Annotated in this window: 28 protein-coding genes; 19 read left to right on the top strand and 9 right to left on the bottom strand. The window is 60.2% G+C overall.

The features are described from left to right. Positions 1–257 precede the first annotated feature (257 nt). From ACR0K4_RS16260 to ureG, 9 genes are all read left to right on the top strand, one after another. Entirely contained in the window at positions 258–1,136 is an 879-nt protein-coding gene (locus ACR0K4_RS16260) for an urease accessory protein UreD (RefSeq protein ID WP_480854805.1), read from the top strand. A 1-nt stretch (position 1,137) separates the two neighbouring features. Further along, positions 1,138–1,440: an urease subunit gamma gene (locus ACR0K4_RS16265; RefSeq protein ID WP_480521044.1), complete on the top strand. Its 303-nt coding sequence runs from the start codon at positions 1,138–1,140 to the stop codon at positions 1,438–1,440. A gap of 15 nt (positions 1,441–1,455) precedes the next feature. After that, positions 1,456–1,617, top strand: a complete 162-nt coding sequence (locus ACR0K4_RS16270; RefSeq protein ID WP_480521046.1) for a hypothetical protein — start codon at positions 1,456–1,458, stop codon at positions 1,615–1,617. Then, complete coding sequence (locus ACR0K4_RS16275) at positions 1,614–1,919, top strand: urease subunit beta (protein ID WP_480521048.1); 306 nt, start codon at positions 1,614–1,616, stop codon at positions 1,917–1,919. The genes ACR0K4_RS16270 and ACR0K4_RS16275 overlap by 4 nt, the downstream gene beginning before the upstream one ends. Next, a complete protein-coding gene (gene ureC / locus ACR0K4_RS16280; protein ID WP_480854806.1) occupies positions 1,919–3,679 on the top strand; it encodes an urease subunit alpha in 1,761 nt (586 codons plus the stop codon). Before ACR0K4_RS16275 ends, ureC begins: the two co-directional genes overlap by 1 nt. Before the next feature lie 122 nt (positions 3,680–3,801). Further along, positions 3,802–4,026, top strand: coding sequence for a hypothetical protein (locus ACR0K4_RS16285; protein WP_480854807.1), 225 nt, complete (start codon positions 3,802–3,804; stop codon positions 4,024–4,026). Between the two features lie 28 nt (positions 4,027–4,054). After that, a complete protein-coding gene (locus ACR0K4_RS16290) occupies positions 4,055–4,507 on the top strand; it encodes an urease accessory protein UreE (protein WP_480854808.1) in 453 nt (150 codons plus the stop codon). Then, positions 4,491–5,144 (top strand): urease accessory protein UreF, encoded by a 654-nt coding sequence (locus ACR0K4_RS16295; RefSeq protein ID WP_480854810.1) that lies wholly within the window; start codon positions 4,491–4,493, stop codon positions 5,142–5,144. The genes ACR0K4_RS16290 and ACR0K4_RS16295 overlap by 17 nt, the downstream gene beginning before the upstream one ends. Next, entirely contained in the window at positions 5,141–5,788 is a 648-nt protein-coding gene (gene ureG, locus ACR0K4_RS16300; protein ID WP_480854811.1) for an urease accessory protein UreG, read from the top strand. The genes ACR0K4_RS16295 and ureG overlap by 4 nt, the downstream gene beginning before the upstream one ends. Before the next feature lie 2 nt (positions 5,789–5,790). Here the strand turns inward: ureG and ACR0K4_RS16305 are convergent, their stop codons facing one another. Further along, the gene (locus ACR0K4_RS16305) at positions 5,791–7,098 is read right to left on the bottom strand and encodes a GH1 family beta-glucosidase (RefSeq protein ID WP_480854937.1); all 1,308 of its coding nucleotides are present in this window, start codon (positions 7,096–7,098) and stop codon (positions 5,791–5,793) included. A gap of 1 nt (position 7,099) precedes the next feature. Further along, positions 7,100–8,131 carry a LacI family DNA-binding transcriptional regulator gene (locus ACR0K4_RS16310; RefSeq protein ID WP_480854812.1) on the bottom strand — a complete coding sequence of 344 codons (1,032 nt, stop codon included), beginning with the start codon at positions 8,129–8,131 and terminating at the stop codon, positions 7,100–7,102. Between the two features lie 214 nt (positions 8,132–8,345). Between ACR0K4_RS16310 and ACR0K4_RS16315 the strand changes: the two genes are divergently transcribed. The 5 genes from ACR0K4_RS16315 (at position 8,346) to ACR0K4_RS16335 (ending at position 14,586) form a co-directional block, all read left to right on the top strand. Then, positions 8,346–9,614, top strand: a complete 1,269-nt coding sequence (locus ACR0K4_RS16315; protein WP_480854814.1) for an ABC transporter substrate-binding protein — start codon at positions 8,346–8,348, stop codon at positions 9,612–9,614. Positions 9,615–9,680: 66 nt separating this feature from the next. Then, positions 9,681–10,688 carry a carbohydrate ABC transporter permease gene (locus ACR0K4_RS16320; protein ID WP_170658398.1) on the top strand — a complete coding sequence of 336 codons (1,008 nt, stop codon included), beginning with the start codon at positions 9,681–9,683 and terminating at the stop codon, positions 10,686–10,688. Between the two features lie 4 nt (positions 10,689–10,692). Next, positions 10,693–11,841 (top strand): carbohydrate ABC transporter permease, encoded by a 1,149-nt coding sequence (locus ACR0K4_RS16325; protein ID WP_480521065.1) that lies wholly within the window; start codon positions 10,693–10,695, stop codon positions 11,839–11,841. A 9-nt stretch (positions 11,842–11,850) separates the two neighbouring features. Beyond that, on the top strand, positions 11,851–13,500 hold the full coding sequence (locus ACR0K4_RS16330; RefSeq protein ID WP_480854816.1) for an alpha-glucosidase: 1,650 nt from the start codon (positions 11,851–11,853) through the stop codon (positions 13,498–13,500). A 3-nt stretch (positions 13,501–13,503) separates the two neighbouring features. Then, entirely contained in the window at positions 13,504–14,586 is a 1,083-nt protein-coding gene (locus ACR0K4_RS16335) for an ABC transporter ATP-binding protein (protein ID WP_480854817.1), read from the top strand. A gap of 3 nt (positions 14,587–14,589) precedes the next feature. Here the strand turns inward: ACR0K4_RS16335 and ACR0K4_RS16340 are convergent, their stop codons facing one another. The 5 genes from ACR0K4_RS16340 to ACR0K4_RS16360 all read right to left on the bottom strand — a co-directional run bounded on the left by ACR0K4_RS16340 (position 14,590) and on the right by ACR0K4_RS16360 (position 21,695). After that, positions 14,590–15,708: an aminotransferase gene (locus ACR0K4_RS16340; protein ID WP_480854818.1), complete on the bottom strand. Its 1,119-nt coding sequence runs from the start codon at positions 15,706–15,708 to the stop codon at positions 14,590–14,592. Positions 15,709–15,781: 73 nt separating this feature from the next. Beyond that, positions 15,782–17,059: an aspartate aminotransferase family protein gene (locus ACR0K4_RS16345; protein ID WP_480854819.1), complete on the bottom strand. Its 1,278-nt coding sequence runs from the start codon at positions 17,057–17,059 to the stop codon at positions 15,782–15,784. Between the two features lie 3 nt (positions 17,060–17,062). Further along, entirely contained in the window at positions 17,063–18,166 is a 1,104-nt protein-coding gene (locus tag ACR0K4_RS16350) for a mandelate racemase/muconate lactonizing enzyme family protein (protein ID WP_480854820.1), read from the bottom strand. Next, positions 18,163–19,245, bottom strand: a complete 1,083-nt coding sequence (locus tag ACR0K4_RS16355; RefSeq protein ID WP_480854821.1) for an alcohol dehydrogenase family protein — start codon at positions 19,243–19,245, stop codon at positions 18,163–18,165. Before ACR0K4_RS16355 ends, ACR0K4_RS16350 begins: the two co-directional genes overlap by 4 nt. Next, on the bottom strand, positions 19,242–21,695 hold the full coding sequence (locus ACR0K4_RS16360) for an FAD-dependent oxidoreductase (protein ID WP_480854822.1): 2,454 nt from the start codon (positions 21,693–21,695) through the stop codon (positions 19,242–19,244). Before ACR0K4_RS16360 ends, ACR0K4_RS16355 begins: the two co-directional genes overlap by 4 nt. 65 nt (positions 21,696–21,760) lie before the next feature. Between ACR0K4_RS16360 and ACR0K4_RS16365 the strand changes: the two genes are divergently transcribed. From ACR0K4_RS16365 to ACR0K4_RS16385, 5 genes are all read left to right on the top strand, one after another. Beyond that, a complete protein-coding gene (locus ACR0K4_RS16365; protein ID WP_480854823.1) occupies positions 21,761–22,648 on the top strand; it encodes a MurR/RpiR family transcriptional regulator in 888 nt (295 codons plus the stop codon). Next, complete coding sequence (locus tag ACR0K4_RS16370) at positions 22,645–23,745, top strand: aromatic ring-hydroxylating oxygenase subunit alpha (RefSeq protein WP_480854825.1); 1,101 nt, start codon at positions 22,645–22,647, stop codon at positions 23,743–23,745. The genes ACR0K4_RS16365 and ACR0K4_RS16370 overlap by 4 nt, the downstream gene beginning before the upstream one ends. Further along, on the top strand, positions 23,742–24,131 hold the full coding sequence (locus tag ACR0K4_RS16375) for a carboxymuconolactone decarboxylase family protein (RefSeq protein WP_480854826.1): 390 nt from the start codon (positions 23,742–23,744) through the stop codon (positions 24,129–24,131). The genes ACR0K4_RS16370 and ACR0K4_RS16375 overlap by 4 nt, the downstream gene beginning before the upstream one ends. Positions 24,132–24,212: 81 nt before the next feature. After that, the gene (locus ACR0K4_RS16380; protein WP_480854827.1) at positions 24,213–24,674 is read left to right on the top strand and encodes a hypothetical protein; all 462 of its coding nucleotides are present in this window, start codon (positions 24,213–24,215) and stop codon (positions 24,672–24,674) included. A gap of 163 nt (positions 24,675–24,837) precedes the next feature. Continuing rightward, the gene (locus ACR0K4_RS16385) at positions 24,838–25,500 is read left to right on the top strand and encodes a DUF1194 domain-containing protein (RefSeq protein ID WP_480854828.1); all 663 of its coding nucleotides are present in this window, start codon (positions 24,838–24,840) and stop codon (positions 25,498–25,500) included. A gap of 92 nt (positions 25,501–25,592) precedes the next feature. Here the strand turns inward: ACR0K4_RS16385 and rplT are convergent, their stop codons facing one another. Together rplT and rpmI are read right to left on the bottom strand one after the other, a co-directional pair. Further along, a complete protein-coding gene (gene rplT, locus ACR0K4_RS16390) occupies positions 25,593–25,958 on the bottom strand; it encodes a 50S ribosomal protein L20 (protein ID WP_170658380.1) in 366 nt (121 codons plus the stop codon). Between the two features lie 14 nt (positions 25,959–25,972). After that, positions 25,973–26,173: a 50S ribosomal protein L35 gene (rpmI, locus tag ACR0K4_RS16395; protein WP_010443552.1), complete on the bottom strand. Its 201-nt coding sequence runs from the start codon at positions 26,171–26,173 to the stop codon at positions 25,973–25,975. Between the last annotated feature and the right edge of the window lie 24 nt (positions 26,174–26,197).

Here is a 26,197-nt window from a genome sequence, read left to right on the forward strand (position 1 = left end):
CGTTTCGTGTGGCGGTTGTGATCGAGGTCCAATTCGCGCAGCCGTCACACACCCCCGGTACCCCAGTGCCCGGCAGGCCTCATACGAATTCTGCAATGCAGCGAAATTGGCAAACCCCCGGGCCGGACCGCTTGTCGAAATCGCGTCATCTGATTAATTTTTAACCTACAACTCAGATGTTGGATTAAAAATTAGGCTATTGCCGGGGTGCCCGGCCTGAAAGCGGCACAAGGGAATAGAGTTTCGACATCGAAACGGTGAAAAAAGCGCCAGAAGTTCAAACCCTGAAGGCCGCTGTCATCACTCATCTCTCTCCTATATCGCCTGATGCTCAGGACACCCCGCCGCGTGCCGTGGGTGAGGTGACGTTGACCACCAAACCCGTACACGGGCGCAGTGTGATCGACCAGTTGCGGCAGGCGGGGTCGTTCAAGTGCCTGTTTCCACGCGCGAATATCCCGCATCTGGACGCGGTTCTGCTGAACACAGCCGGGGGCGTCACCGGCGGCGACCAGTTTCGGTTTGCGGGTGCTGTGGCCGCCGAGACCACTCTGACTGTGACAACGCAGGCCTGCGAGCGTGCCTACAAGGCGCAGCCGGGGCAGACTGGCCGGATCAGGAATGCGGTAACCGTTGCAGCAGGCGGACGGCTGAACTGGCTGCCGCAGGAAACCATCCTGTTCGACGGCAGCGCGCTGGACCGACGACTGGTTGTTAACTTAGAGACCGGGTCGTCGGCCCTGCTGGTCGAACCGCTGGTCTTTGGACGTCCTGCAATGGGCGAGACCCTGACCGATGTTCATTTGCGCGACCGGATCGAGGTTCGTCGCGACGGTCGGACAATCTTTCTGGATGCGATGGCTTTTGCCGGTGACTTGCAGGCGCATCTCGCCCGCCCCAATATCGCCAACGGCGCAGGGGCGATGGCGTTGATTGTTCTGGCCTGCGACAGGGCCGAGGCGCACCTGACCCCAACCCTTGACCTTTTGCCACAAACCGCTGGCGCCAGCCTGATCGCGCCCGATCTGCTGGCCGTGCGGCTGTTGGCTCCGGACAGCCACATGCTGCGCCGCGCACTGTTGCCGGTGCTGCGGCGGCTGAACAAAGACACTCTTCCCCGATGCTGGATGCTCTGACATGAACCTGACCCCCCGAGAAAAAGACAAACTGCTGGTCGCCATGGCCGCCGAAGTCGCCCGCAAGCGGCTGGCCCGAGGCGTCAAGCTGAACCACCCCGAAGCCATCGCGCTGATTACCGATGCCGTGGTCGAAGGTGCGCGCGACGGGCGGTCGGTCGCCGACATGATGCAGGCCGGGGCCGAGGTGATCACCCGCGAACACTGCATGGAGGGCGTGCCCGAGATGATCCACGAGGTTCAGGTCGAGGCCACCTTTCCCGACGGCACCAAGCTGGTGACCGTCCACAACCCTATCCGATAACTCAGGAGTATTCCAATGAACCGTATGCTGTTTCCCGCCCTTGTCCTGTCCGGTCCTGCAATGGCGCACACCGACACCCATATCCACGCCCACGGCACGGACTATGCAACCCTTGGTGCGGGGCTGGCTTTGGTCGCTGTGGTTGCAATCACCCTACTGGTGAAGTTGCCGAAATGATCCCCGGCGAGCTTTTCCCGGCTGAGGGTGAAATCACCCTGAACGCAAACGCCGAAGCGATCACGCTGATGGTTGCCAATACAGGCGACCGGCCTGTTCAGGTCGGCTCACACTACCATTTCGCCGAAACCAACCCGGCGTTGGAGTTCGACCGAACTGCTGCGCATGGTTTGCGTCTGGACATCGCTCCGGGTACTGCCGTCCGGTTCGAGCCGGGCCAATCGCGCGAGGTTGCGCTGATCCCGATTGGCGGTGCGCGCAGAGTTTATGGGTTCAATCAAAAGGTGATGGGGGCGCTCTGATGCCAGCAACAATCAAACGCTCTGACTATGCCGCGATGTTCGGCCCCACCACCGGCGACAAGCTGCGGCTGGCCGATACGGATTTGGTGATCGAAGTGGAGCGCGACCTGACCGCAGAACGCGCAGGCGCCGCCGCGACCGGGGGAACCGGCGATAATGCTTTGCTATACGGCGAAGAGGTCAAATTCGGCGGCGGCAAGGTGATCCGCGACGGGATGGGGCAATCGCAGGTCACGCGGGCCGAAGGGGCTGTTGATACGGTCATTACCAATGCGCTAATCGTGGATCACTCGGGGATCTACAAGGCCGATGTGGGTCTGAAAGACGGGCGCATCGCCAAGATCGGCAAGGCTGGCAACCCCGATACGCAGCCCGGCGTCGACATCATCATCGGCCCGGGCACCGAGGCCATCGCGGGCGAGGGGCGTATTCTGACCGCAGGTGGGTTCGACAGCCATATTCACTTCATCTGCCCGCAACAGATCGAGGATGCGTTGCATTCCGGCCTGACCACCATGTTGGGCGGCGGCACTGGACCTGCGCATGGCACTCTGGCCACCACCTGCACCCCCGGCCCCTGGCATATCGGGCGGATGCTGCAGGCCGCCGACGCCTTTCCGATGAACCTGGCCTTTGCAGGCAAAGGCAACGCCTCGCTGCCTGCCGCACTTGAGGAACAGGTCAAGGCCGGGGCCTGTGCGCTGAAACTGCATGAGGATTGGGGCACCACGCCTGCGGCCATCGACTGTTGCCTTTCAGTCGCGGATGCGATGGACGTGCAGGTGATGATCCACACCGATACGCTGAACGAATCCGGGTTCGTGGAAAACACCGTCTCGGCCATGAAAGGCCGGACGATCCACGCCTTCCATACCGAGGGCGCAGGTGGTGGCCATGCCCCAGACATCATCAAGATCTGCGGCGAAAACCACGTACTGCCTTCATCCACTAACCCGACGCGGCCCTTCACCGTGAACACGGTCGAAGAGCATCTGGATATGCTGATGGTGTGCCATCACCTCGACAAATCCATTCCCGAGGATGTGGCCTTTGCCGAAAGCCGCATTCGGCGCGAGACGATCGCAGCCGAGGACATTCTGCACGACATGGGCGCGTTCAGTATCATCGCGTCAGACAGTCAGGCCATGGGCCGTGTCGGAGAGGTTCTGATCCGCACATGGCAAACCGCGGACAAGATGAAAAAGCAGCGCGGTCGCCTACCCGAGGAGATCGGCGAAAACGATAATCTGCGCGTTCGTCGCTATATCGCCAAATACACGATCAACCCGGCGATTGCGCATGGTCTGAGCCATGAAATCGGCAGTATCGAAGAAGGTAAACGTGCCGATCTGGTGCTGTGGAACCCGGCGTTTTTCGGCGTGAAGCCCGAAATGGTCCTGCTGGGCGGCACCATCGCCTGCGCGCAGATGGGCGATCCGAATGCATCGATCCCGACGCCACAGCCGGTCTATAGCCGCCCGATGTTCGGGGCCTATGGGCGCTCGGTCGAGCATTCAGCGATTACCTTTGTCTCGGCGGCTGCGCAGGCCGAGGGGATTGGCGACGCGCTTGGGCTGGCAAAGCAAACCATCGCTGTTCAGAACACCCGCAACATCGGCAAACGCGATTTGTTGCTGAACAATGCCACACCCGAGGTTGAGGTGGACCCGGAAACCTATGAGGTCCGCGCCGACGGCGAATTGCTGACCTGTCAACCGGCTGAGGTCCTGCCGATGGCCCAGCGATATTTTATGTTCTGACCCAAATGGCCGGGTGCATTGCATCACGCGCAATCCGGCCATGCCCAAACAGCCACTACTCAGCAGGGATGAAATGACAAAGATAAGCACACAGGGGAGGACCAACCTTTGCGGAGGTCCAAATGGCACATTCTGCGCATCACGCATCGGCAGGCTTTTCGCTGTCCGGTCTGATCTCATCCATCGGCGCGTCGGTCTTTTCGTTTCTGGTCAGCTTGGCCGAGGCACAATCGCGGGTTCAGCAGGTCGAATTCCTGCAAGCGCTCAGCGACGAGGAACTGTCCAAGCGCGGCCTGACACGCGAACGTATCGTTCACCGGGTCTTTGCGGATACCGTCTGGCTCTGACTGCCACTGCGGATGGGGCAACTGCCCCATGACCGCGCTTTTTTCTACGGCCCGCCGCTATTGCGACCATACTCATGGTGATCCTGCCGATCATCTGTCGCTGAGCTACGAAGACCGTTTTCTGCGCCGCAAGGTTTTGACCTGTGACGGCGGTGAGCAAATTCTCGTCGATTTAGCGCAGACCACCTCGCTGGATCACGGCGGCGTGCTGGTTCTGGAAGACGGGCGCGAGATCGGCATTCAGGCGGCACCCGAGGCGCTGCTTGAGGTCACATCCCCCGATCTGACTCGCATCGCCTGGCATATCGGCAACCGGCACACCCCCTGTCAGGTTGAGGCTGACCGTCTGTTGATCCAGGTCGATCACGTCATCCGCGACATGCTGCTGAAACTTGGTGCAACCGTGCGCGAGGTGCATGAATCCTTTACCCCCGAAGGCGGGGCCTATGGCCACGGCAGGACCCATGGCCACGCCCACTGACGCCGATATCCTGACCCTGACGCAGTGGTTCTCACCGGCCTACCCGGTGGGCGGATTCGCCTATTCGCATGGGTTGGAATGGGCGATTGAAACCGGAAGCGTGACGAACGCGGCCGGGACGGGGGAGTGGATTGCTGATGTGGTCGCGCATGGCACTGGCCGCAATGACTGCATCCTTTTGGCATTCGCATATCGGGCGACGTCGCCAGACGAATTGTCTGCGATTGACCAGACGGCGCGCGCGTTTTGCCCCTCGTCCGAGCGGCTTATGGAAACACGCTTGCTGGGTGAGGCGTTTTGCGGCGTGACATCCGAGGTTTGGGCGGTCGATGTGGCGGCCCTGACCTATCCTGTTGCCGTCGGATACGCAGCGGGGCGGCGCAACCTGCCCTTACCTCTGACAACGCAAATGTTCTTGCAAGCATTCATGGCCAACCTTGTGGCCTGCGCGACCCGTCTTGTACCGTTGGGCCAAACCGAAGGTCAGCGGTTGATCCGCGACATGACCCCTTTGTGTCAACGCGTGGCATCCGAGGCTTTGGGCGCTGATTTGAATGATCTGAGCTCAATGGCTTTTCTGCCCGACATCGCGTCGATGAAACACGAAACCCAATATTCAAGGATGTTCCGAACATGAGCAGCATGAACGGCCCCCTGCGCGTGGGCATAGGCGGCCCCGTTGGCGCAGGCAAAACCACCCTGACCGCCGCATTGTCCGAAGCCCTGCGCGACAAGCTTTCCATCGGTGTCATCACCAATGACATCTACACGCGCGAAGATGCCGAGGCGCTGATGCGGATGCAGATCCTGCCGCAGGACCGGATTATCGGCGTCGAAACCGGTGGCTGCCCGCATACGGCCATCCGAGAGGATGCCTCGATCAATCTGGCCGCCGTGGCCGAGATGCAGGCGCGCCATCCCGATTTGGATGTGGTGCTGATCGAAAGCGGCGGCGATAACCTGTCGGCCACGTTCAGCCCGGAACTGGCGGATGTGACCCTCTATGTGATCGACGTTGCGGCCGGTGAGGAAATCCCACGCAAGGGTGGCCCGGCGATCACCAAATCGGATGTTCTGATCATCAACAAAACCGATCTGGCCCCACATGTAGGCGCCTCGCTGGACGTGATGGAGCGTGACGCGTCCCGTATGCGCAACGGACGCCCGTTTGTGTTCACCTCGCTACGTCAGCGGCAGGGGGTATCCGAGATCGTGGACCTGCTGGCGCAGATCGGCGGCTTGCCGGTGGCGGCCGACCCGGCGGCGCTGGCGGGCGAGTAAGATCAGGAGGCAAGCGCCGCTTTCAGCGCGTGGTACGAGGCTTTGGGCGTCCGCTCCAGCGTCTCAAAATCCACGTCCACCAGACCAAAGCGTTTCTCATAGCCCAGCGCCCATTCGTAATTGTCCAGCAGCGACCAGATGAAATAACCTTTCACCGGCACACCCTGATCCAGCGCGTGCTGAACCTCGGTCAGATGCTGGTTGAGGTAATCGATCCGGTCATCATCCTGCTGCCGCTCGGGGCTGGCCATGCCGTTCTCCGTGACGAAAATCGGCAGATTTCCGGTGTATTCCTGTTTGGCGCGGATCAGGAACCGCGACAGGGCGGCGGGCTCAATCTCCCACCCCATCTGAGTTTTCGGCAAGGGGCCGGGGACCTCTTTGTAGCCGGGCCACGGGGTGTCAGCAGGGGCGATCAGCTTGCGGGTGTAATAGTTCAGACCGCACCAGTCGACCGGGGTGCCGATGGTGTCGAAATCGTCCTGCCAGCCGGTGGGCAGATGCGGCTCTAACCCCTCCAGCACATTCTGTGGATAGGCTTTGTTGAACACGCCGCCCAGGAAAAAGCGGTTGTAGATACCGTCATACAGTGCCGCCGTTCTACGCGCTTCGTCGCTGTCATCGGTGGGTTCGGCCCATTCCAGATTGAACACCGCGCCGAGGTTATCCATCCCCAGCCCGCGCATGGTTTCAATCGCGCGGCCATGGGCCAGAAGAACGTGATGCATCGCCCGGGCGGTGGCGCGGATGTCGCGCAGGCCGGGGGCGTGGTGGCCGTCAAAATGGCTCAGCCAACTGACACACCACGGCTCATTGATCGGGGCGACGCTGTACATGCGGTCGCCGATGCGGCCCATGATCACTTCAGTGAAATCCGCGAACCATCCGGCGATATCCCGGTTGCGCCAGCCCCCCAAATCCGCCAGCGGCGACGGAAGTTCCCAGTGATAAAGCGTCGCGCACGGCTTGATTCCGCGCTCCAGCAGCGCGTCGGTCAGGCGGTCATAGTAATCCAGACCCTCCTGATTGACCGCGCCGCTCCCTTCGGGCAGCACCCGGGCCCAGCTTGTGGAAAAGCGATAACAATCCAGACCGGCCTCTTGGATCAGGTCGAAATCCTGTTCGAACCGGTTGTAGTGATCGCAAGCCAGATCACCGTTTTCCGCGTTGACCACATTGCCCGGGGTCGCCGCGAAACTGTCCCAATGGGTGCGGCCTGCGCCGCCCTGAGCGTGCCCTTCGATCTGATAGGCCGAGGTTGCTACGCCGAACAGAAAACCGTCCGGAAAATCACTGCGATTGTATTTCATGTCAGGACCTTTGCGGGGCAGGGCCGGTAGAGCTTCCGACCACCAGTTCAGCTTCGAGAAGCCGGGTTTTGGGGGGATCATCGGGGTTGTTGATCCGTTCGATCAGCATTTCGGCGGCCAGTTCGCCGGCATGTCTGACCGAGGACCGCGTGGCGGTGAAAATCGGCACATCCATGCCGTTGCGCATATAAGACAGCTCATCATCATGGGCGATGACGGACACATCGCGCCCCATCCGCAGCCCGCGTTCGTCGATGGCGCGCCGGACCCCGACGGCTGCTATGATGGATGAGGCCAGAATAGCCGTGGGCGGGTCATCCAGATCCAGCATCTCGCTGGTTGTCTGGTGGCCATAAATCTCGGTCATCTCGGCGCTGCGCAACAACGCGGGATCGACGGCCAGCCCCGCCTTTTCCAGCGCTGCAACATAGCCGTTGCGGCGGCGCTGGGCGAAATCCATATCCTCCAGCCCGTTGATCAGGGCAATGCGGCGGTGGCCGAGGTCGATCAGAAACTGTGTGGCACGCTCAAAGGACCGCAGGTTGTTGACGTCGATCCAGTCATAGGGCTCCGCGATCCCAGTTGAGCGGCCATGGACGATAAAGGGCACACCCATACGGGACAGGACGGTTATCCGCGGCTCATTCACCTTGGGGCCCTGCAGGACAATCCCGTCCACCGCGCCACGGCTGAACAGGCTGCGATAGGCCTCTTCAATGGATGTGTCCGCCGCATGGGTGAACATCATGTCATAGTTGTTCTCGCCGTATTTCTGCGCGGCACCGGCAACGAAATCCCCAAAGATCGGGTTCACCATTTCATGCTGGGATGAGCTGGGAATCACATGCCCGATGACCATCGACCGCCCTGTCGCCAACCCTTTGGCGCGGATATTCGGACTGTAACCGTGCTTGGCCGCAGCGGCCTGAACCCGCAGGCGCGTATTCTCGTTCACCTCGGGGTAGCCGTTCAGCGCACGGCTGACCGTGGTCTGCGAGAGCCCAAGGATTTCCGAGAGTTGCTTGAGGTTCATGGCTTTCAAAGCGCCTTCAAATCTTTCTGATCGTATGTAGTGACGGCATTTCCCATCTCCGTCAATCCATCCATTCCCAAGGGCTGTTATATTAACAATGCAGGCATCTGGAAACTCTTTATTGACAGAACTTGAATGTTAGCGGATAAAGTTGCCCATTCAAAGCGCTTTGAAAACTGAGTCTCATGCGCGAGAAATTTTGGGAGGATACTTCATGAAACACTCGCTTTACGCAGGTGCGGCCACGTTCGCCCTGATGGCGGGCGCGGCGCAGGCCGACAAGGTCACCGTGTTCGGTCCGTGGCTGGGGCCGGATCAGGAAAATGTCGAAAAGGTGCTGGACGGATTCGCCGCCGCAACCGGGCATGAGTACACCTATGTCGGGTCGGACAGTTTCGAACAGCAGATCCGGATTGATGCCGAGGCGGGGTCGGCCCCCAATGTCGCCGTCTTCCCGCAGCCCGGTCTGGCCGCAGACATGGCCCGGTCCGGTTTTCTGACCCCGCTGGGGGACGGGACTGCGGACTGGATTCGCGACAACTATGCCGCCGGTCAGTCCTGGGTTGATCTGGGCACCTACGCAGGGCCTGATGGCGCGGATCACCTGTATGGGTTTTTCTATAAGGTCGATGTGAAATCTCTGGTCTGGTACGTGCCCGAGAATTTCGAGGACGCCGGATACGAAATTCCAACCACCATGGAAGAGCTGAAGGCGCTGACCGATCAAATCGTTGCGGATGGCGAAACGCCGTGGTGCATCGGTCTGGGATCAGGCGGCGCGACCGGTTGGCCCGCGACCGACTGGGTCGAGGATATGATGCTGCGCACCCAATCGCCCGAGGATTACGACGCCTGGGTCGCCAATGAGATGAAGTTCAACGACCCCAAGGTGATTGAGGCCATCGAAGAATTCGGTGCTTTTGCCCGAAATGACGATTATGTCGCCGGCGGCGCGGGCGCCGTTGCCACGACCGATTTCCGCGACAGCCCGAAAGGCATGTTCAGCTCACCTCCGCAATGTTATCTGCACCGTCAGGCTTCGTTCATTCCGGCCTTCTTCCCGGAAGGGACGATTGTGGGGGAAGACGCGGATTTCTTCTACTTCCCGGCCTATGAGAGCAAGGACCTGGGCAGCCCGGTTCTGGGCGCGGGCACCCTTTGGGCAATCACCAATGACAGCCCCGGTGCGCATGCGTTGATCGAGTATCTGCAAACACCCGAAGCGCATGAAACCTGGATGCAGCTAACCGGGTTCCTGACACCGCATAAGGGCGTCGATACCTCGCTGTTCTCGGACCCGACGCTGAAGAAGATGAACGACATTCTTCTGGGGGCCACCACGTTCCGGTTTGACGGGTCCGACCTGATGCCGGGCGGCGTGGGTGCCGGAACCTTCTGGACCGGTATGGTCGACTATACCGGCGGAACATCGGCTGAAGAAGTTGCCAACGAAATCCAATCCTCCTGGGACGCGCTCGACTAAGCGTTCCGCACCGGGCAACCCGCAACGCCGGGTTGCCCCACCCCACCGTCGCAAGGGAGACGCGGCATGCATCCGGCATTTCAGGGCCTGCTGACCATCGCCATCGGCGTGTCAGGTTGCGTGGGCTATTTCTACCTTTCGAACCAGTTCCTTGACAAAGTTCTGTTTCCGGCGCGGGGCCCGAATGCAGGGCGCAATATCAACCGCGCCAACATCATCCGGCCCTGGCTGTTCCTGTTCCCGGCGATTGCCGCTTTGGGCCTGTATCTGGCGTATCCGGTGGTGGAGACCCTGCGCCTGTCGCTGACCGATCGTATCCCCGGTGGCGGGTATGAATGGGTCGGGCTGGACAATTACATTCAGATGGCGAAAGAGCCCAAGTTCTGGGAAGCCATGCGCAACAACATGTTCTGGCTGATCATCGTGCCCGCCATGTCGACCGCGTTCGGCTTGCTGGTGGCACAACTGACGGATCGTATTCGCTGGGGCAATGTCGCCAAGTCTCTGATTTTCATGCCGATGGCGATCTCGTTCGTTGGGGCCTCGGTGATCTGGAAACTGGTCTATGACACCCGCCCGGCCGAGCAGGATCAGATCGGCATGTTGAACGCGCTGTACATCTTCTTTGGCGGGACCGAGCCGCAGACATGGCTGACCATCCCGTTCTGGAACAGTTTCTTCTTGATGGTCGTACTGATCTGGATTCAGACCGGCTTTGCCATGGTGATCCTCTCCGCCGCCCTGCGCGGTATACCCGAGGAAACCATAGAAGCCGCCATTCTGGACGGTGCCAATCCGTTCCAGATTTTCTTCCGCATCAAGGTGCCGCAGATCAAGACGACGATCCTAGTTGTCTGGACCACGATCACCATCACCGTGCTCAAGGTTTTCGACATCGTCTTTGCCATGACCAACGGCCAGTGGGAGACGCAGGTTCTGGCCAACTACATGTATGACAAATTGTTCCGCGCCAATGACTGGGGCGTTGGGTCTGCCTCGGCCATGGTGATCATGCTTCTGGTCACACCGATCCTGATTTGGAACGTGCGCAACGCGCGCAAAGAGATGGAGTGAGGCCATGAGCGATATTGCAGGAACCAAACCGGCACTGCGCTGGGTTGTCCATGCCTCGGTCCTGTTTCTGGTGGTGCTTTGGGTGGTTCCAACGCTGGGGCTGCTGATCTCATCCTTCCGCACGGCGGATCAGATCGCGACCAGCGGCTGGTGGCGATCGCTTTTCCCGTCCGAGCAGAACCTGACCCTGCGCGCCGCCGCACCTGAAACGCAGGTGCAGGAAAACGGGATGTATGTGATCCAAGGCAACCTGTTCGACGCAGGCACGCAGGCCACGATCTCGAAATGGGGTGTCAGTTCCCGCGCTGTGGATGAGTACGTTCCGGGCGATACGGCTGAATTGCGTCGCGGTGGCACGATCACATTGGACGCGCAGGGCAACTACCGGATGGAGAACACCGAGGAGTTCACCGGCAGCCGAGGCGCGCGTGTCTTTGTGACAGCGGAACTGCCGCCCGAGTTCACGCTGGCGAACTATCACAAGGTCCTGCTGGCCGAGGACAGCACCGACAGTATGGGGCGGGCGTTCTTCAACACGCTGACGGTGACCATCCCGGCGACGATCATCCCCATTCTGGTGGCAGCCTTTGCGGCCTATGCGCTGGCGTGGATGGACTTCCCCGGGCGGGCCCTGCTGATCGCTGCCGTGGTCGGATTGCTGGTGGTGCCGTTGCAACTGGCGCTGATACCGTTGCTGAAATTCCATCTGAATATCGGGATCGGCAAAGGGTATCTGGGCGTCTGGATGGCCCATACCGGCTTTGGGATGCCGCTGGCGATCTATCTGCTGCGCAATTACATGGCCGGGCTGCCCCGTGACCTGATCGAGAACGCGCGGGTCGATGGCGCGACCGAGTTCCAGATCTTCACCAAACTGATCCTGCCGCTCAGCTTTCCGGCTTTGGCCTCGTTCGCGATCTTCCAGTTCCTGTGGACTTGGAACGATCTGCTGGTCGCCAAGGTGTTCCTGATTGATGCGTCCGGTCAGACCACGGTCATGACCAACAGGATTGTCGAGCTTTTGGGAACGCGTGGCGGCAACTGGGAAATTCTGGCGACAGCGGCCTTCGTCTCGATAGCCGTGCCGCTGATCGTCTTCTTCGCAATGCAAAAATACCTGGTCCGCGGGCTGCTGGCCGGGTCCGTCAAATAGAGGCGTCTGATGAACGTGCAAACCACAGCATTCAAAGCAACAGAAGCAAAGTCCGACTGGCGGCGCGGAGGGGTGATCTATCAGATCTATCCGCGCAGCTTTCAGGACAGCAATGGCGATGGGATCGGCGACCTGAAGGGGATCACTCAAAGGCTGGGCTATATCGCCTCGCTGGGCGTGGATGCGATTTGGATTTCACCGTTCTTCAAATCTCCGATGAAGGATTTCGGCTATGACGTCAGCGATTACCGCGATGTCGATCCAATGTTCGGCACGATGTCGGACTTCAAGGACCTGCTGGATCAAGCGCATGGGCTTGGGCTGAAGGTGATGATTGACCTCGTGCTGTCCCATACCTCGGATCAGCACCCGTGGTTCATCGAAAGCCGCGCCAGCCGGGACAATCCGAAGTCGGACTGGTATGTCTGGGCCGATCCCAAACCCGACGGGACACCGCCGAACAACTGGCTGTCGATCTTTGGAGGTTCGGCTTGGCAATGGGATTCACGTCGTTTGCAGTACTATCTGCACAACTTCCTGACCTCGCAGCCCGATCTGAATTTTCACTGTACCGAAGTGCAGGATGCGCTGCTGGATGTGGCCCGGTTCTGGCTGGATCTGGGTGTTGATGGGTTCCGTCTGGACACCATCAACTTCTATTTCCACGATGCACAGCTGCGCGACAATCCCGGCCTGCCGATGGATCAGCGCAACGCCTCAATCGCGCCGATGGTGAATCCCTATAACCATCAGGATCACCTTTATTCAAAAAGCCAGCCAGAGAATGTCGCCTTCCTGGAACGTCTGCGTGCTTTGACTGACGAATACGAAGGCCGCGCTTGTCTTGGTGAGGTCGGAGACGCGCAGCGCGGGTTGGAGATCATGGGCGAATACACCACCGGCGATAAGCGGATGCATATGTGTTATGCATTTGAATTCCTTGAGAAACGCCGCCTCACGGCGTCGTACGCCAAACAAGTGTTTGACCAGCTTGAGGCCAAGGCAGGCGACGCTTGGCCTTGCTGGGCGTTTTCGAACCATGATGTGCAGCGCCATGCCTCGCGCTGGGGTCTGGACGATGCGGCCATCCGGCAGCATGCGGTGCTGATGATGTGCCTGCGCGGGTCTGCCTGCCTCTATCAGGGCGAGGAACTGGGCCTGCCCGAAGCCGATGTGGCGTTCGAAGATCTGCAGGACCCGTATGGCATCGAATTCTGGCCGGAATTCAAAGGCCGCGACGGATGCCGCACGCCGATGGTTTGGGCAGCCCAGGATGAACAATCGGGCTTCAGCACCGGGCGGCCCTGGTTGCCAGTCAGTTCGCCTCAGGCTGAACGCGCTGTGGACCGATTAGAGCAGGACCCCAATTCCATGCTGCACCATTATCGCGCGGCAATTGCGCTGCGCCACGTGCATTCCGCGCTGATGTCTGGTTCGCAAAAAGACATGACCCAGAACGGCTCGGTTTTGACATTCCTGCGTGAGGATGCCACCGAGCAGGTGTTCTGTGCATTCAACCTAGGGTCGGAGACGGCTGAGGCCAGATTGCCCGAGGGCAACTGGCGCGCAATCGGGGAGGGGTTGGGCAGCGTCGCGGGGACAGGGAGTGTATCTCTGGACGCTGCTCAATTCTGTTTGATGATCAGAGGGAAGGGATAAGCCATGTCGGAACTCAATCTCACGGATGTGGCCAAGACCTATGGCACGGTCGATGTTTTGCGAAACATCAATCTGGACATCGAAACGGGCGAGCTGATCGTTTTTGTGGGCCCTTCGGGCTGCGGCAAATCCACCCTGCTGCGGATGATTGCAGGGCTGGAGAAAATCTCGGGCGGGACGCTTGAGATCGAAGGGCAGGTGATGAACGAGGTGCCCCCGGCACAACGCGGCATCGCGATGGTGTTCCAAAGCTATGCTCTGTATCCGCACATGACCGTGCGCGAGAACATGGCCTTTGCACTGAAGATCGCCAAAATGCCCGTAGCCGAGGTCGATGCCGCCGTCGAACGCGCCGCCCGTATCCTGCAGCTTGAACCGTTTCTGGACCGCCTGCCCAAGGCGCTTTCAGGTGGGCAGCGTCAGCGGGTCGCCATCGGGCGGGCCATTGTGCGGGACCCCAAGGTCTATCTGTTCGACGAACCACTCTCGAATCTCGACGCTGCACTGCGTGTGGCGACCCGGATTGAGATTGCGCGCCTGAAAGAGGCGATGCCCGACAGCACGATGATCTATGTAACCCACGATCAGGTCGAGGCGATGACGCTGGCCAGCCGCATCGTGGTTCTGGCCAACAAGGGGATTGCGCAGGTCGGCACACCGCTTGAGCTGTACGAAACGCCGGACAATGAATTTGTCGCGCAGTTCATCGGCTCACCCGCGATGAACCTTCTGCCGGGTACGATCACCGGCACGGGTGAGACAACAACGGTGACGTTGGACGATGGCGGCGTTGCCGTGTCGGCAATTGCAACCGAAGCATCGGATGAGGGCAAGAAGGTCAATATCGGCGTCCGCCCCGAAGATTTTGTCGTCACCGAGGATACGCCGATCTTTTCAGGCGTTGTCGATTTCACCGAAGCGCTGGGCGAGGTGACCTTGCTGTATTTCGCCGCACCAGAAGGGGCGGATGCCAACATCGCCAAACTGCCCGGCGTTCAACGCAACATGCGCGGGCAGACGGTGGCCGTGACCGCGTCGCCCGACAAGGTGCATCTGTTTCACGATGGGAAGTCGATGCGAAAGTGACGCCTATTGGCGGGCGAGGAAATCGGACACTCTCGCCAGCCCGTCACGCAGGATCGCAGGCGTGTTCGCATAACCGATGCGCACGCATCCTTCCAGCCCCAGCGCTGATCCGGGCGTGAACATCACGCCGGTGTCTTGCAGCAGGCGCACGCAAAGCTCATGTGAGGAAAGGGGCAGGTCATAGTGCAGCAGGGCGGTCGTGCCCGCCTTGGGTTTGACCCATGAGATAAGCGATTCGCTGTCCACCCAGTCGCTGAGCATGGCCAGATTGCCGCGCGTGATCGCGTGGCTGCGGGCCAGAACCTTTTCGTGGTTTTCCAGCGCGATGGCCGCAAAGTGATCGTCGATCATGCCGACCGATATCGTGTCATAATCCCGGTGGATCGACACCGCCTCGATCAGGTCGGTTGATCCCGCAATCCATCCCAGACGCAACCCGGCCAGTGAAAAGGCCTTGGACATACCGGCGGTCGAGATGCCCTTTTCGTAAAGATCAGCCACAGACGAGGTCATGCCCGTGCCATCTTGCGCTGTTCCGCGATACACCTCGTCGCACAGTAACCATGCGTCGATGTCGCGGGCAATGTCGACAATCTGCAGAAGATAGTCACGATCCATCAGCGCGCCCGTCGGATTGTTCGGGTTGTTGATGGCGATCAGTTTGGTGCCGGGTTTTGCGGCGGCACGCAGCTCGTCCAGATCGGGCAGATAGCCATTTTCGGCCCGAAGATGCACCTGCGACACCTCGGCCCAGATGCTGGCGGGGATCGAGTAATGTTGCTGATAGGTCGGCACCACAGCCACGACGTGATCGCCCCGTTCCACGAGCGTTTTGTGAACCAGCATATTGGCGCCGATCGTGCCGTGGGTGACAATGATGTTGCCGCGTTTCTGGGATTCATAAAGCCCACAAATCGCGTCGCGCAGCCGGTCCGAGCCTTCGATGGCCCCATAGGTCATCTTCATGCCCAGCAAGTCTGACAGATCGTCCGAGTTGCGCCCGGCGATCTGCAAAAGCTCGGCGATGGTCAGGCTTTCGACACAGGTTTCGGCCAGATTGAACGCGCATTTGGTTTCCCATTCGTTCATCCAGATTTCGACACCGAACGGCTCGATCTTCATTGCTTGATCCTATGTGCTGATGGGCTGACGCTGTGGTGACATCGTTCCCACGCGCCGCGCGCAACGTCAACCTTCAGCCAGACTGAATAGCCGCAACTGCGGCAGTGACTGCCTCTTGTGTCAGGTGCAGATCGGCCTGTGTGACGGCCATCGACGGGTAAAGCTTGCCCGGGGCCTTGAACACGCCATGCGCCCGCAACACCGCGTTATAGTGCGCGTTCCGGCCCGGGTCGTCATGCGCGGCGCTGCGGTAATCCCGGCAGGGTGTTTCCGTGAAAAAGATATCGAACAGGGTTTCATCCCCGCAGATCCGATGGGGGATACCTGCCGCATCCAGTGCCTTGCTTTGCATGTCTTGCAAGGCGCGTCCTGTCTGGCGCAGGCGATCATAGGCCCCGTCACGGGCCAGAACCTCCATCGTTTTCAGGCCTGCCGCTGCGGCAACGGGATTGCCTGACAGCGTCCCCAACTGCATCAGCCATTTGTCTGCGCCGACTTTGTCCTTGTCGAAATGCTGCATGATCTCGGCGCTGGCACCAAGGGCCGCCAGAGGGAACCCTCCGCCGATGATCTTGCCCAAGGTGCAGATATCGGGCGTCACACCATAGCGTTCCTGTGCACCGCCATAGGCAAGGCGAAAGCCGGTGACGATCTCGTCAAAGATCAACAGCACATTGTGTTTGTCGCACAGATCGCGCAGCCCCTGCAGATAGCCGGGTTCGGGTGGGATAATCCGTTGCAACGGTTCCGCGATGATCGCGGCCACGTCGTCATGTTCCGCCAGCAAAGCCGCCACAGCCTCCAGATCGTTGAACGGGGCAATCAACATCTGGTCGGCGACGCCTTGCGGGATACCGGCGCTGTCGGGCACCGCTTGGGGGAAGTTCACCCGTTTCGCGGGGGCGAGGCTCATCTGCGCCTCGGCGCTCATGCCGTGATAGCCGCCTTCGAATTTCAGGATCTTGTCCTTGCCCGTATAGGCGCGCGCCAGCCGGATCGCGTACATATCCGCCTCGCCGCCCGAGGCGACAAAGCGCACCTGTTCACAACACGGAACGGCGTTCACGATGGCCTCGGCCAGTTCCACGCCTTTGCTGTTGTTGGCGAAAAAGGTCATGCCCTTGGGCAGTTGCTCCAGCACGGCCTCCATCACCTCGGGGTGGCCATGGCCCAGCAGCATCGGGCCGGAGCCGATCAGGTAATCGACATATTCCTTGCCATCCTCGTCCCAGACGCGGCTGCCCTCGCCGCGCGCGATCAGGATGCCGGGGTCGAAATTGCCAAACCCTCCGGCGGGCAAGACCTGTTCGGCGCGGGCGATCCATTCGGATTGAGTGTGAAGTTTCAGCATCTGTCAGGCCATTTCCAAAATCGGGGTTCCAAGGAGGCCCAGATCGGGCGTCACGCCCAGCCCCGGTCCGTCGGGCGGCGCAATCCGTCCATCTTCACGCACTGGCGCATCCGGGCACAGACGCGGCGACACGTAAGAGGACAGATCGCAGGTGTTCATCAACGAACCTTGCGGCGTGGAGGCGGCAAAATGCAACGACGCGGCGGTCACAATGTCCGAACCCCAGGTGCATTCGGCACAAATCTCGGCCCCCAGATGCACGGTCAGATCGCGGGCGCGGCGCATGGCCGACAGGCCACCGAACTTTGACAGTTTCAGTGCAACCGCGTCCATGCAGCCCAGTTCCGAGGCGCGCAGCAACGAAGCCAGATCATGCGCGTTTTCGTCGATTTTCATCGGCAGGCCGGTGGCCTGCCGCACGGCAGCGCAATCCTCCAGCGTTTTGCAGGGTTGTTCCAGCATGACGTCCAGATGCGCCACAGCGCGCCCGGTGCGGGTGGCCTGCAGGCGCGAGGCCCCGCAGTTCCAGTCGCCATAGACCAGAGGGCCATTGCCCACAGCCTCGCGCACTTTGGTCAGCCGTTCAGCATCCGCCTGCCAGTCGCCCTCGACCCCCAGCTTGACCTGAAACTGTCGGATACCGGTTTGATAGGCGGCCTGGGCGATCCGCATCATCTCATCCGGGGCGACGCAGGTGATGGAGTGATAAAGCGGCATGTCCTTGCGCGTCCGCCCGCCCAAAAGGGCGTAGACCGGCTGTGCTGTCGCCTTTCCGAACAGGTCCCACAAAGCGATATCGACAATCGACTTGGCGTGGGCATGACCTTGCAGAAAGCCATCCAGTTTGCGCATTGGCGCATCGACGCCAAACGGAGACATGCCGAGGATTTCGGGCGCCATCTCGGCCACTGCGCTGGGCACGCCTTTGGCAAAGGCAGGCAGGTAATGCGGGATCGGGCAGACCTCGCCCCAGCCTTGCAGGCCGGTATCGGTTTTCAGACACAGCACATGGGTTTCAACCGTGGCACAGGTTTTGCCATCAGCCATGTAGTAGGTATCGTGACTGGTCAGGTCGATGGACCAGAGAGAGAGTTTTGTGATCTTCATGGTATGACCACGATATTGCCGGTGTGTTGCTTGGTAATGAAAGCCGTTTGCGCAGCGTGCAGGTCCCGCAGAGGATAGGTCGCGGCGAGGGCGGGTTTCACCTCACCTGCTTCGATGTATTGCACTAGATTTTGCATGACCTTTGGGTCGATTACGGTCGAGCCGGTAAAGGTCAGGTCGCGTAGATAGAAGGTACGCAGGTCGAGCGCGACCATCGGCCCAGCGATCGCACCCGAGCAGGTGTATCGCCCACCGCGCTCCAGAATGTCGATCAGCGTCGGCCAGTACGGGCCACCCACGACATCGGCAACAACGGTGATCTTTTCCGCCCCAAGTGCTGCGCGCAGCTCTTCGGGCGCGCGAGGCAAAATACGGTCGGGGCCAAGTTTGGCGACGTCGGCGTGTTTGGCCTCGGTGGCCAGGGCGATCACCCGCGCGCCGCGTCGTTTGGCCAGCTGCACCAATGCACCGCCCACGCCGCCCGACGCGCCAGGCACCAGAACCGTGTCACGTTCCGAGACATTTGCGCTGGTCAGCATTCCTTCGGCGGTGGAGTATGAGCAGGAGAATGTTGCCAGTTCGGCATCGGACAACGGAGACCGGATCGCAATGGCATTCCGTGCGGGAATGGTCGTGAATTGTGCAAAGCCACCATCCCGTTCTGATCCGAAATACCCGGCCTTGTCCTTGTTTGTGGGTTCCGCCGGATCGCGTAGCCAGCAATCGGTGATCACCCTCTCGCCGATCCGGCGCGGGTCAACGCCTTCGCCAACCGCGACGATCTGGCCGCACACATCTGCGCCCTGGATGCGCGGGAAGGCCAGAGGCGCGCCGCCCCATGTCGGGTCGTCGTTGCCGACATTCTCGAACGCGCCTCCGGTCGTGGCATCGCTGACGGTTTTCGAGTACCAGCCGGATCGCGTGTTCACGTCGGTATTGTTCAGCCCGCAGGCCCCGACCCGGATCAGTACTTCGCCGGGGGCGGGGGTGGGGCAGGGCCAGTCTTCATGCCAGACCATCTGATCCAGATCGCCGTGGCCCATGGTCACCATAGCCTGCATGGTGGCTGGCTGCGTCATTGCGCAGCCTCCAGCGCAGCATCGGTGCGAGGCAGCAGGCTTTGCGGGTCATAGGCCGGCTCGGACAAAACCCGGGCGGCGCGCGGCGTGCCATGGATGATGACCTGCAGTTCGGTGCCTGCCGCGGCGGCTTCGGGTTTGATGTAAGCAAAGGCGAGGATTTTACCGACCGTGTGCCCATAGGCCACGGAAGCGGTCGAGCCCACGACACGGCCCTCCAGTAGCACGGCTTCGCCGCCATGTCCGTCGATCTCTCCGCCCGGTTCGATTTCGAGATAGGCGCAGATCCACGGCAGGTCGGTGTTCAGGGTTTTGTCCTTGCCCAGATAGTCTTTGTCTGTGCGGGCAAAGCGCAGCACGTCGGCCTCGGCGAGTGTGACCTCGTTGGTCAATTCTCCGGCCCCTTTGAAACCTTTCTCCATCCGCATCACATTCATCGCGAAGCTGCCGTAGTCGGTGATCCCATGGGTTACTCCTGCCGCCCAGAGCGCATTGTAGACGTCCAGACAGGCGGCATTGGGCATGTGCAGTTCCCAGCCAAGCTCTCCGGCATAGGACATGCGGAAGGCCCAAACGTCGTGGCCCGCGATCTTGATCTGCTGTGCTGAAAGCCAGCGAAAACCGGCATTGCTAAGATCAGCATCGGTGCAAGCGCCCAACACGTCGCGCGACCTCGGCCCGTTCAGCGACAAGGCCGACCAATCGGCTGAAAGCTTGGTGATCGTGACATCGTCTTCGTTACGCTGTTGCACCAGATGATCTAGCAGGCGTTGTTCGAAGAACGCCGCACAGACGAGATAATATCGATCCTGCGTCATGCGGACGATGGTGGTCTCCAACTCGATCCGCCCCCGGCGGTTCAGCATATGGGTCAGGGTGATCGAGCCATCCTTCTGCGGCATCCGGTTCGCGGTCAGACGATCCAGAAGATCATAGGCATCGGGGCCTGAAACTTCGACCTTGGTAAAGGCGGTGACGTCCATGACGCCGACCCGTTCGCGTACTGCTTTGACCTCTTGCGCGACCATGTCGTCGGCTGGCGTTCGGCGGAAGGAATAGTGATCCTGCTGTGCCACCCCTTCGCGGGCGAACCAGCGCGGGCGTTCAAAGCCATAGACCTCTTCATGCACAGCGCCCTTCGATTTCAGCACCTCATGCAGCGGCGACGGTTTGATCGGACGGCCCGCCAGCCGGTTGAAATGCGGGAAGGGGATTTCGTGGCGCAGGCAATAATCTTCCTCGGCCTTGATCACTTGCCAGTTTTTCGTGGCGTAGCGGCCGAAGCGGCGCGGGTCATATTCGCGCATCGAAATATCGGCGGCCCCATGCACCATCCAACGCGCCAACTCGCGTGTCAGGCCCGGCCCCCAGCCGATCCCGATCTGCGTGCCGCAGCAGCACCAGTAGTTCTGTACGCCCGGCGCAGGTCCGATCAGCGGGTTGCCATCCGGCGGATGGCTGATCGCGCCGTGTACCTCGCGCTGAATGCCCAGCTCCGCAAAGATCGGCATCCGGTTCAGGCTTTCCTCAAGCCATGGCATCACCCGGTCGTAATCCGCATCGAACAGCCAGTTCTCATAGTCCCACGGGCAATGATCGTGCCAGACTGAATTGGGGTTTTCCTTCTCGTAAATCCCGATCAGGCCGCGCTTTTGCTCCATCCGGATATAGCCGGACACTTTCTTGTCGTCGCGGATCACCGGCAGTTCCTGTTCCAGCGTTTCGAACTCCGGCACGGGTTCGGTCACGAAGTAATGATGCTTCATCGAGGTCATTGGCAGTTGCAGGCCCGACCATTCGCCCATCTGCCGCGCATAGGTGCCGCCCGCGTTGACCACATGCTCGCAGGTGATCGTACCCTTTGGCGTCTCGACTACCCATTCGCCATTCTCGGCCTGCGTAATGTTGGTCGCCTGACAACGCCGAATGATCCGGACGCCTTTCTGACGCGCGCCCGCAGCCATCGCCATGGTCACATTGGTCGGATCCACATGGCCGTCGTCAGGGGTGTGCAAAGCGCCCAGCACACCATCCAGATTGTAGAACGGATGCAACTCGGCCACCCGGTCCGGGCCGACCAGATCTATGTTGAAGCCCAGCGAACGACCCACGGACAGGGTATGGCGCAGCCAGTCCATCTCGTCTTCGGAATAGGCGAGCCGGAACGAACCACAGCCATGCCATGTGACCGCCTGCCCGGTCTCGGCCTCCAACGCACCGGAATAGAGCCCGATATTGTAATCGACGCATTTGCCCAAGCCGAAGCTAGAGGTCGAATGGGTGATCTGCCCCGCCGCGTGCCAGGTGCTGCCGCTGGTCAGTTCGGCCTTTTCCAGCAGCACGGTCTCTGCGCCCCAGCCCTCGTGCCCAAGGTGGTAGGCAAGGCCCACGCCCATCACTCCGCCACCCACAATAACCACGCGCGCGTGGGCCGGGAAATCAGATGCCATCGGATCACTCCTCTGAGTCGATTTTGTCTCGACAGCGTAAGCAAACAAAAGTACCATCGTCAATCATGAATGGGACAAATGTATCAAATACGATTCTCGAACGGTTGGCGGATGAACTGTCCGAGCTGACGCCCGAGGCGCGCAAAGCCGCCACTTATGTGCTGGAAAACCCCCGCGACGTGGGGGTTTCGACGGTGCGCGAAATCGCCGAGGCCGCAAATGTGAAACCCAACACCATCGTCCGCATGGCGCGGCAGGTGGGGTTTGAAGGGTACGAGGATTTCCGTGTGCCCTTCCGCGAGGCGATCCGGCGCGGGCAGGCCGATTTTCCCGACCGCGCCCGTTGGCTGCAGGACATTCGCAAGTCTGGCAATATGGGCGGGCTTTACGCTGATATGGTTCAGGACGCCCTGCGCAATGTCGAGGAAACCTTTGCCAATATCTCGTCCGAACAGTTGAAAGCAGCGGCTGAAGACATCTGGAACTCGCGCAATGTGTTTGTGCTGGGCGTGGGCGTGAACAACTCGAACGCGCGGAACTTTGTCTATCTGGCATCAACTGGAATGGTGCAGTTCCACGCCATCCCGCGCCCCGGATCAAACCCGATCGATGATCTGGCCTGGGCAGACAAGCGCGACGTTCTGATTGCCATGACCTGCAAGCCGTACCGCAACGAAGTGGTCGAGGCGGTGCAGGTCGCGCGCGAGCAGGGTTTGAAGATCGTCGGCCTATCCGACAGCCCGGCCAGCCCGATCCTACGTGCGGCGGATCATGGCTTTGTCATCTCGGCAGACACGCCGCAATTCTTCCCGTCTTCGGTCAGCACGGTTGCCTTGCTGGAAACGCTGCTGTCCTTCGTGATCGCCGTTGCCAGCGATGAGATCGTCGAACGGGTCGAGACCTTTCACAAACGCCGCCATCAGCTTGGCCTTTACCACGCGGAGGACACGTGACAGCCCCCATCCAATCCCTCGCAGCCCGGTACTACACTGATCCCGCCGTGTTCCGCATGGAAACCGAGGGGTTGCTGGCCCGTACATGGCAATTCGGTTGCCACGCCTCGGAACTGGCCGAGCCGGGCGCATACGTGGCGTTTCAAGTCGCCGGGCAAGACCTGTTCGCCATCCGAAGCCGCGATGACAAGATCCGTGTGTTCTACAATGTCTGCCAACACCGCGCGCACCAACTGGTCGAAGGCACCGGGACGACGCGCGTCGTCGTCTGCCCCTACCACGCCTGGACCTATGAGTTGACAGGAGAGCTACGGGCCGGGCCGAACCTGAAGGCGGTTGAAGGGTTCGACAAATCCTCGGTCTGCCTGAACGAGGTGCGCAGCGAAGAGTTTCTGGGTTTTGTTTTCGTCAATCTCGACCCCGATGCCGCGCCGATGGACGATTGGTTCCCGAACGCGCGCGCCGAGCTTGAGGAATGGGTGCCCAACTGGGCTGATCTGAAGCCGCTGGAATGGGTCGAAATACCGGAGCTTTGCAACTGGAAGGTCTCGGTCGAGAATTATTCGGAATGCTACCACTGCTCGCTCAACCACCCGACCTTTGCGAACGGAGTGGTTCGGCCTGAGACCTATGACATCCAACCTCAGGGCATGTGCCTGCGTCACACGACCGAGTGTCAGAGCCTTGAGAACATGACTTACGACATACAATCAGGCTTTAAGCATTTCGACGAATATTCCAGTTGGTTCCTCTGGCCGATGTTCTCGTTTCAGGTTTATCCGGGGAATGTGCTGAACACCTATCACTGGCGTGCTGTGGATGCCGACCACGTGGTGGTCTGGCGCGGCTGGTATTCGGTGGGTGGCGTGGACGATCCAAAGATACGCCAACTCGCGGCGCAGGATCGCGCGACCACGGTGGAAGAAGATATCCGGCTGGTCGAATCCGTACAGCGCGGCCTGCATTCGCGCGGTTATCGCCCCGGCCCGCTGGTGATTGACCCCAAGGGCGGCGTAAACTCGGAACACCCCGTCATGCATCTGCAGAAATGGATGCGCGACGCCATCGACGAACAGCCTCAGAGGACCGGATCATGAGCACATTTGACGAAGACCTGTTCCTGAAAGGTCTGGAGCAGCGCAAGGCGACGCTGGGCGCAGAATATGTCGAAAAGAGCCTGGCCGCCGCCGACGATTTCACCCGCCCGTTTCAAGAGGCGATGACGGCGTGGTGCTGGGGCTTCGGCTGGGGAGATGACGTGATCGACGCGAAGACACGGTCGATGATGAACCTGTCGATGATCGGCGCGCTGGGTAAGATGCACGAATGGGAGATCCACTGCCGAGGTGCGATCAACAACGGCGTCTCCACCGAGGAAATCCGCGCCATCATCCACGTGATCGGCATCTATTGCGGCGTTCCACAGGCGCTGGAATGCTTCCGCGTGGCGCGTAGGGTGATCGAAGAACAAGTCGGTTCCTGACCACCGTCGGGCCGCGCGCTTGTGAAATCCCTCAGGAACGTTAGCGTGAGATCACCCCCTCGTGTCACAGGAGATTTCACAATGTTCCGTACTATTGCCCGATCACTGGCCATCATTCTGAGCCTGACCATCCCCGCCGCCGTATCCGCAGACGAAGGCGGCGGTTTCCCTCAGATCACTGGCACCTGGCATGGCACCTATCTGGTGGCCTTCGCCAAATCGAACCCCAACCATGAAAAGGGCCTGCTGAAAACCGAGATGGAGCTTGAGATCACGAAGCTCGACGGCAACCTGATCACGGCCACGAACCGCTGGCGGCGGATCGGCGACACCGACTGGATCGTCGAAGAGACCATGGGCACCTTCGCACTCGACGACCCCACCCGCTTTGTTCTGGCCGAGGCGGGGACTTCGGGTGAGGACGTCTCATCAGGCGTCTTCAACGGCGTGTATCTGGATGACGTCCTGATGGTCACCTATGCCGGGCCAGGCACAGGCGTGGCCTTTGCCGCGCAGTTGGTAAAGAAGGACGATGGAAAGTAGCCCGGCGTGCAAGTTCGCTTCGATTGCCGCATTCTGAATGTGCTCGCAATTGGCGTACAAAATTGATCGAAACGTTCTGGAAAAGCTGAATAGACGGGCGCGAACCGACCAAAAGTTGTGTTGACAATACGCGCCTGTGTGGGGCCAAGTTCTGGCCATGCGGATGGCTGCGTTTATCATCTTCTCAAGCTTGTTTCTTTCTATGGGTAAGGCGTGGTCGTGTGAACTGGCGTTGGCCCTCGCATTGGACGTTTCCGGAAGCGTCGATGACGCCGAGTTCCGGCTTCAACGCGAAGGGTTGGCCACGGCCTTGCTCGATCCAGATGTTGTCACTGCGATTTCAGCACAGCCCGGCGGGGTGGCGCTTATGGCGTATGAATGGGCTGACTCGCGACAGCAAACACAAATCGCCGCTTGGCGGTTGGTCAAAGGGTCGGTCGGGTTGCAAGCGATGGCCGCGGACATTCTTGCCGCGCCCCGAAGCGCAACGGGCGCGACCGGGATAGGGCCCGCCGTCGCCTTCGGTGCCCTGATGATCGATTACGGTACAAATTGCAGACGCCGTGTGATCGACGTGTCAGGGGATGGCAAACACGACAATGGGTTTCGTCCGCATGTTGCGCGGGAAATGCCAGCGATGCAGGGCGTCACCGTCAACGCGCTGGTGATCGCCGGAGCCGAGTCTGAAGTGCTTGAGTACTATGCCACCCATGTCATTTCAGGCAGCGGGGCTTTCATGGAAATCGCCTCTGACTACGAGGATTACGCAGCGGCCCTGCGGCGCAAACTGCTCCGAGAAATCCCCGCCCCGGTTGCCAGCCGATAATCGTGATTTCTGAGGGGCAGGTAAAGCTGACCCGACTAAAAAAGCCGCCCACAAGGGACGGCCTTTTCATTCACTGTCTCTGTATCAGAGGATCAGGCTGTCAGAGCGGCCTGAGCTTTGGCGACGATCGCGCCGAACGCTTCCGGTTCGTGCACGGCCAGGTCGGCCAGAACTTTGCGGTCCACTTCGATACCGGCCAGGTTCAGGCCGTTGATGAAGCGGGAATAGGTCAGAGCCTCGTCATGGCTACGCACAGCCGCGTTGATGCGCTGGATCCACAGCGCGCGGAAGTTGCGCTTGCGGTTCTTGCGGTCACGGGTTGCGTACTGGTTGGCCTTGTCAACGGCCTGGGTGGCAACTTTGAAGTTGCTCTTGCGACGACCATAATAGCCTTTTGCGGCCTTGATGATCTTCTTGTGACGGGCGTGAGTTACGGTTCCACCTTTAACGCGGGACATATCGGTATCTCCTCTTAGCGGTCGTAGGGCATGTAGCCCTTGACGATCTTGGCGTCGGGGGCGGACAGGGTGGTGTTGCCACGGGCGTCGCGGATGAACTTTTTGGTCCGCTTGATCATGCCGTGCCGTTTGCCGGCCTGGCCAGCAAGGACCTTACCGGTCGCAGTCACCTTAAAGCGCTTCTTGGCGCTCGACTTGGTCTTCATCTTAGGCATTTCCGTCTCCTGTTCTCGGGTTCG

The sequence above is a fragment of the Ruegeria sp. K11 genome (genome assembly GCF_056531905.1).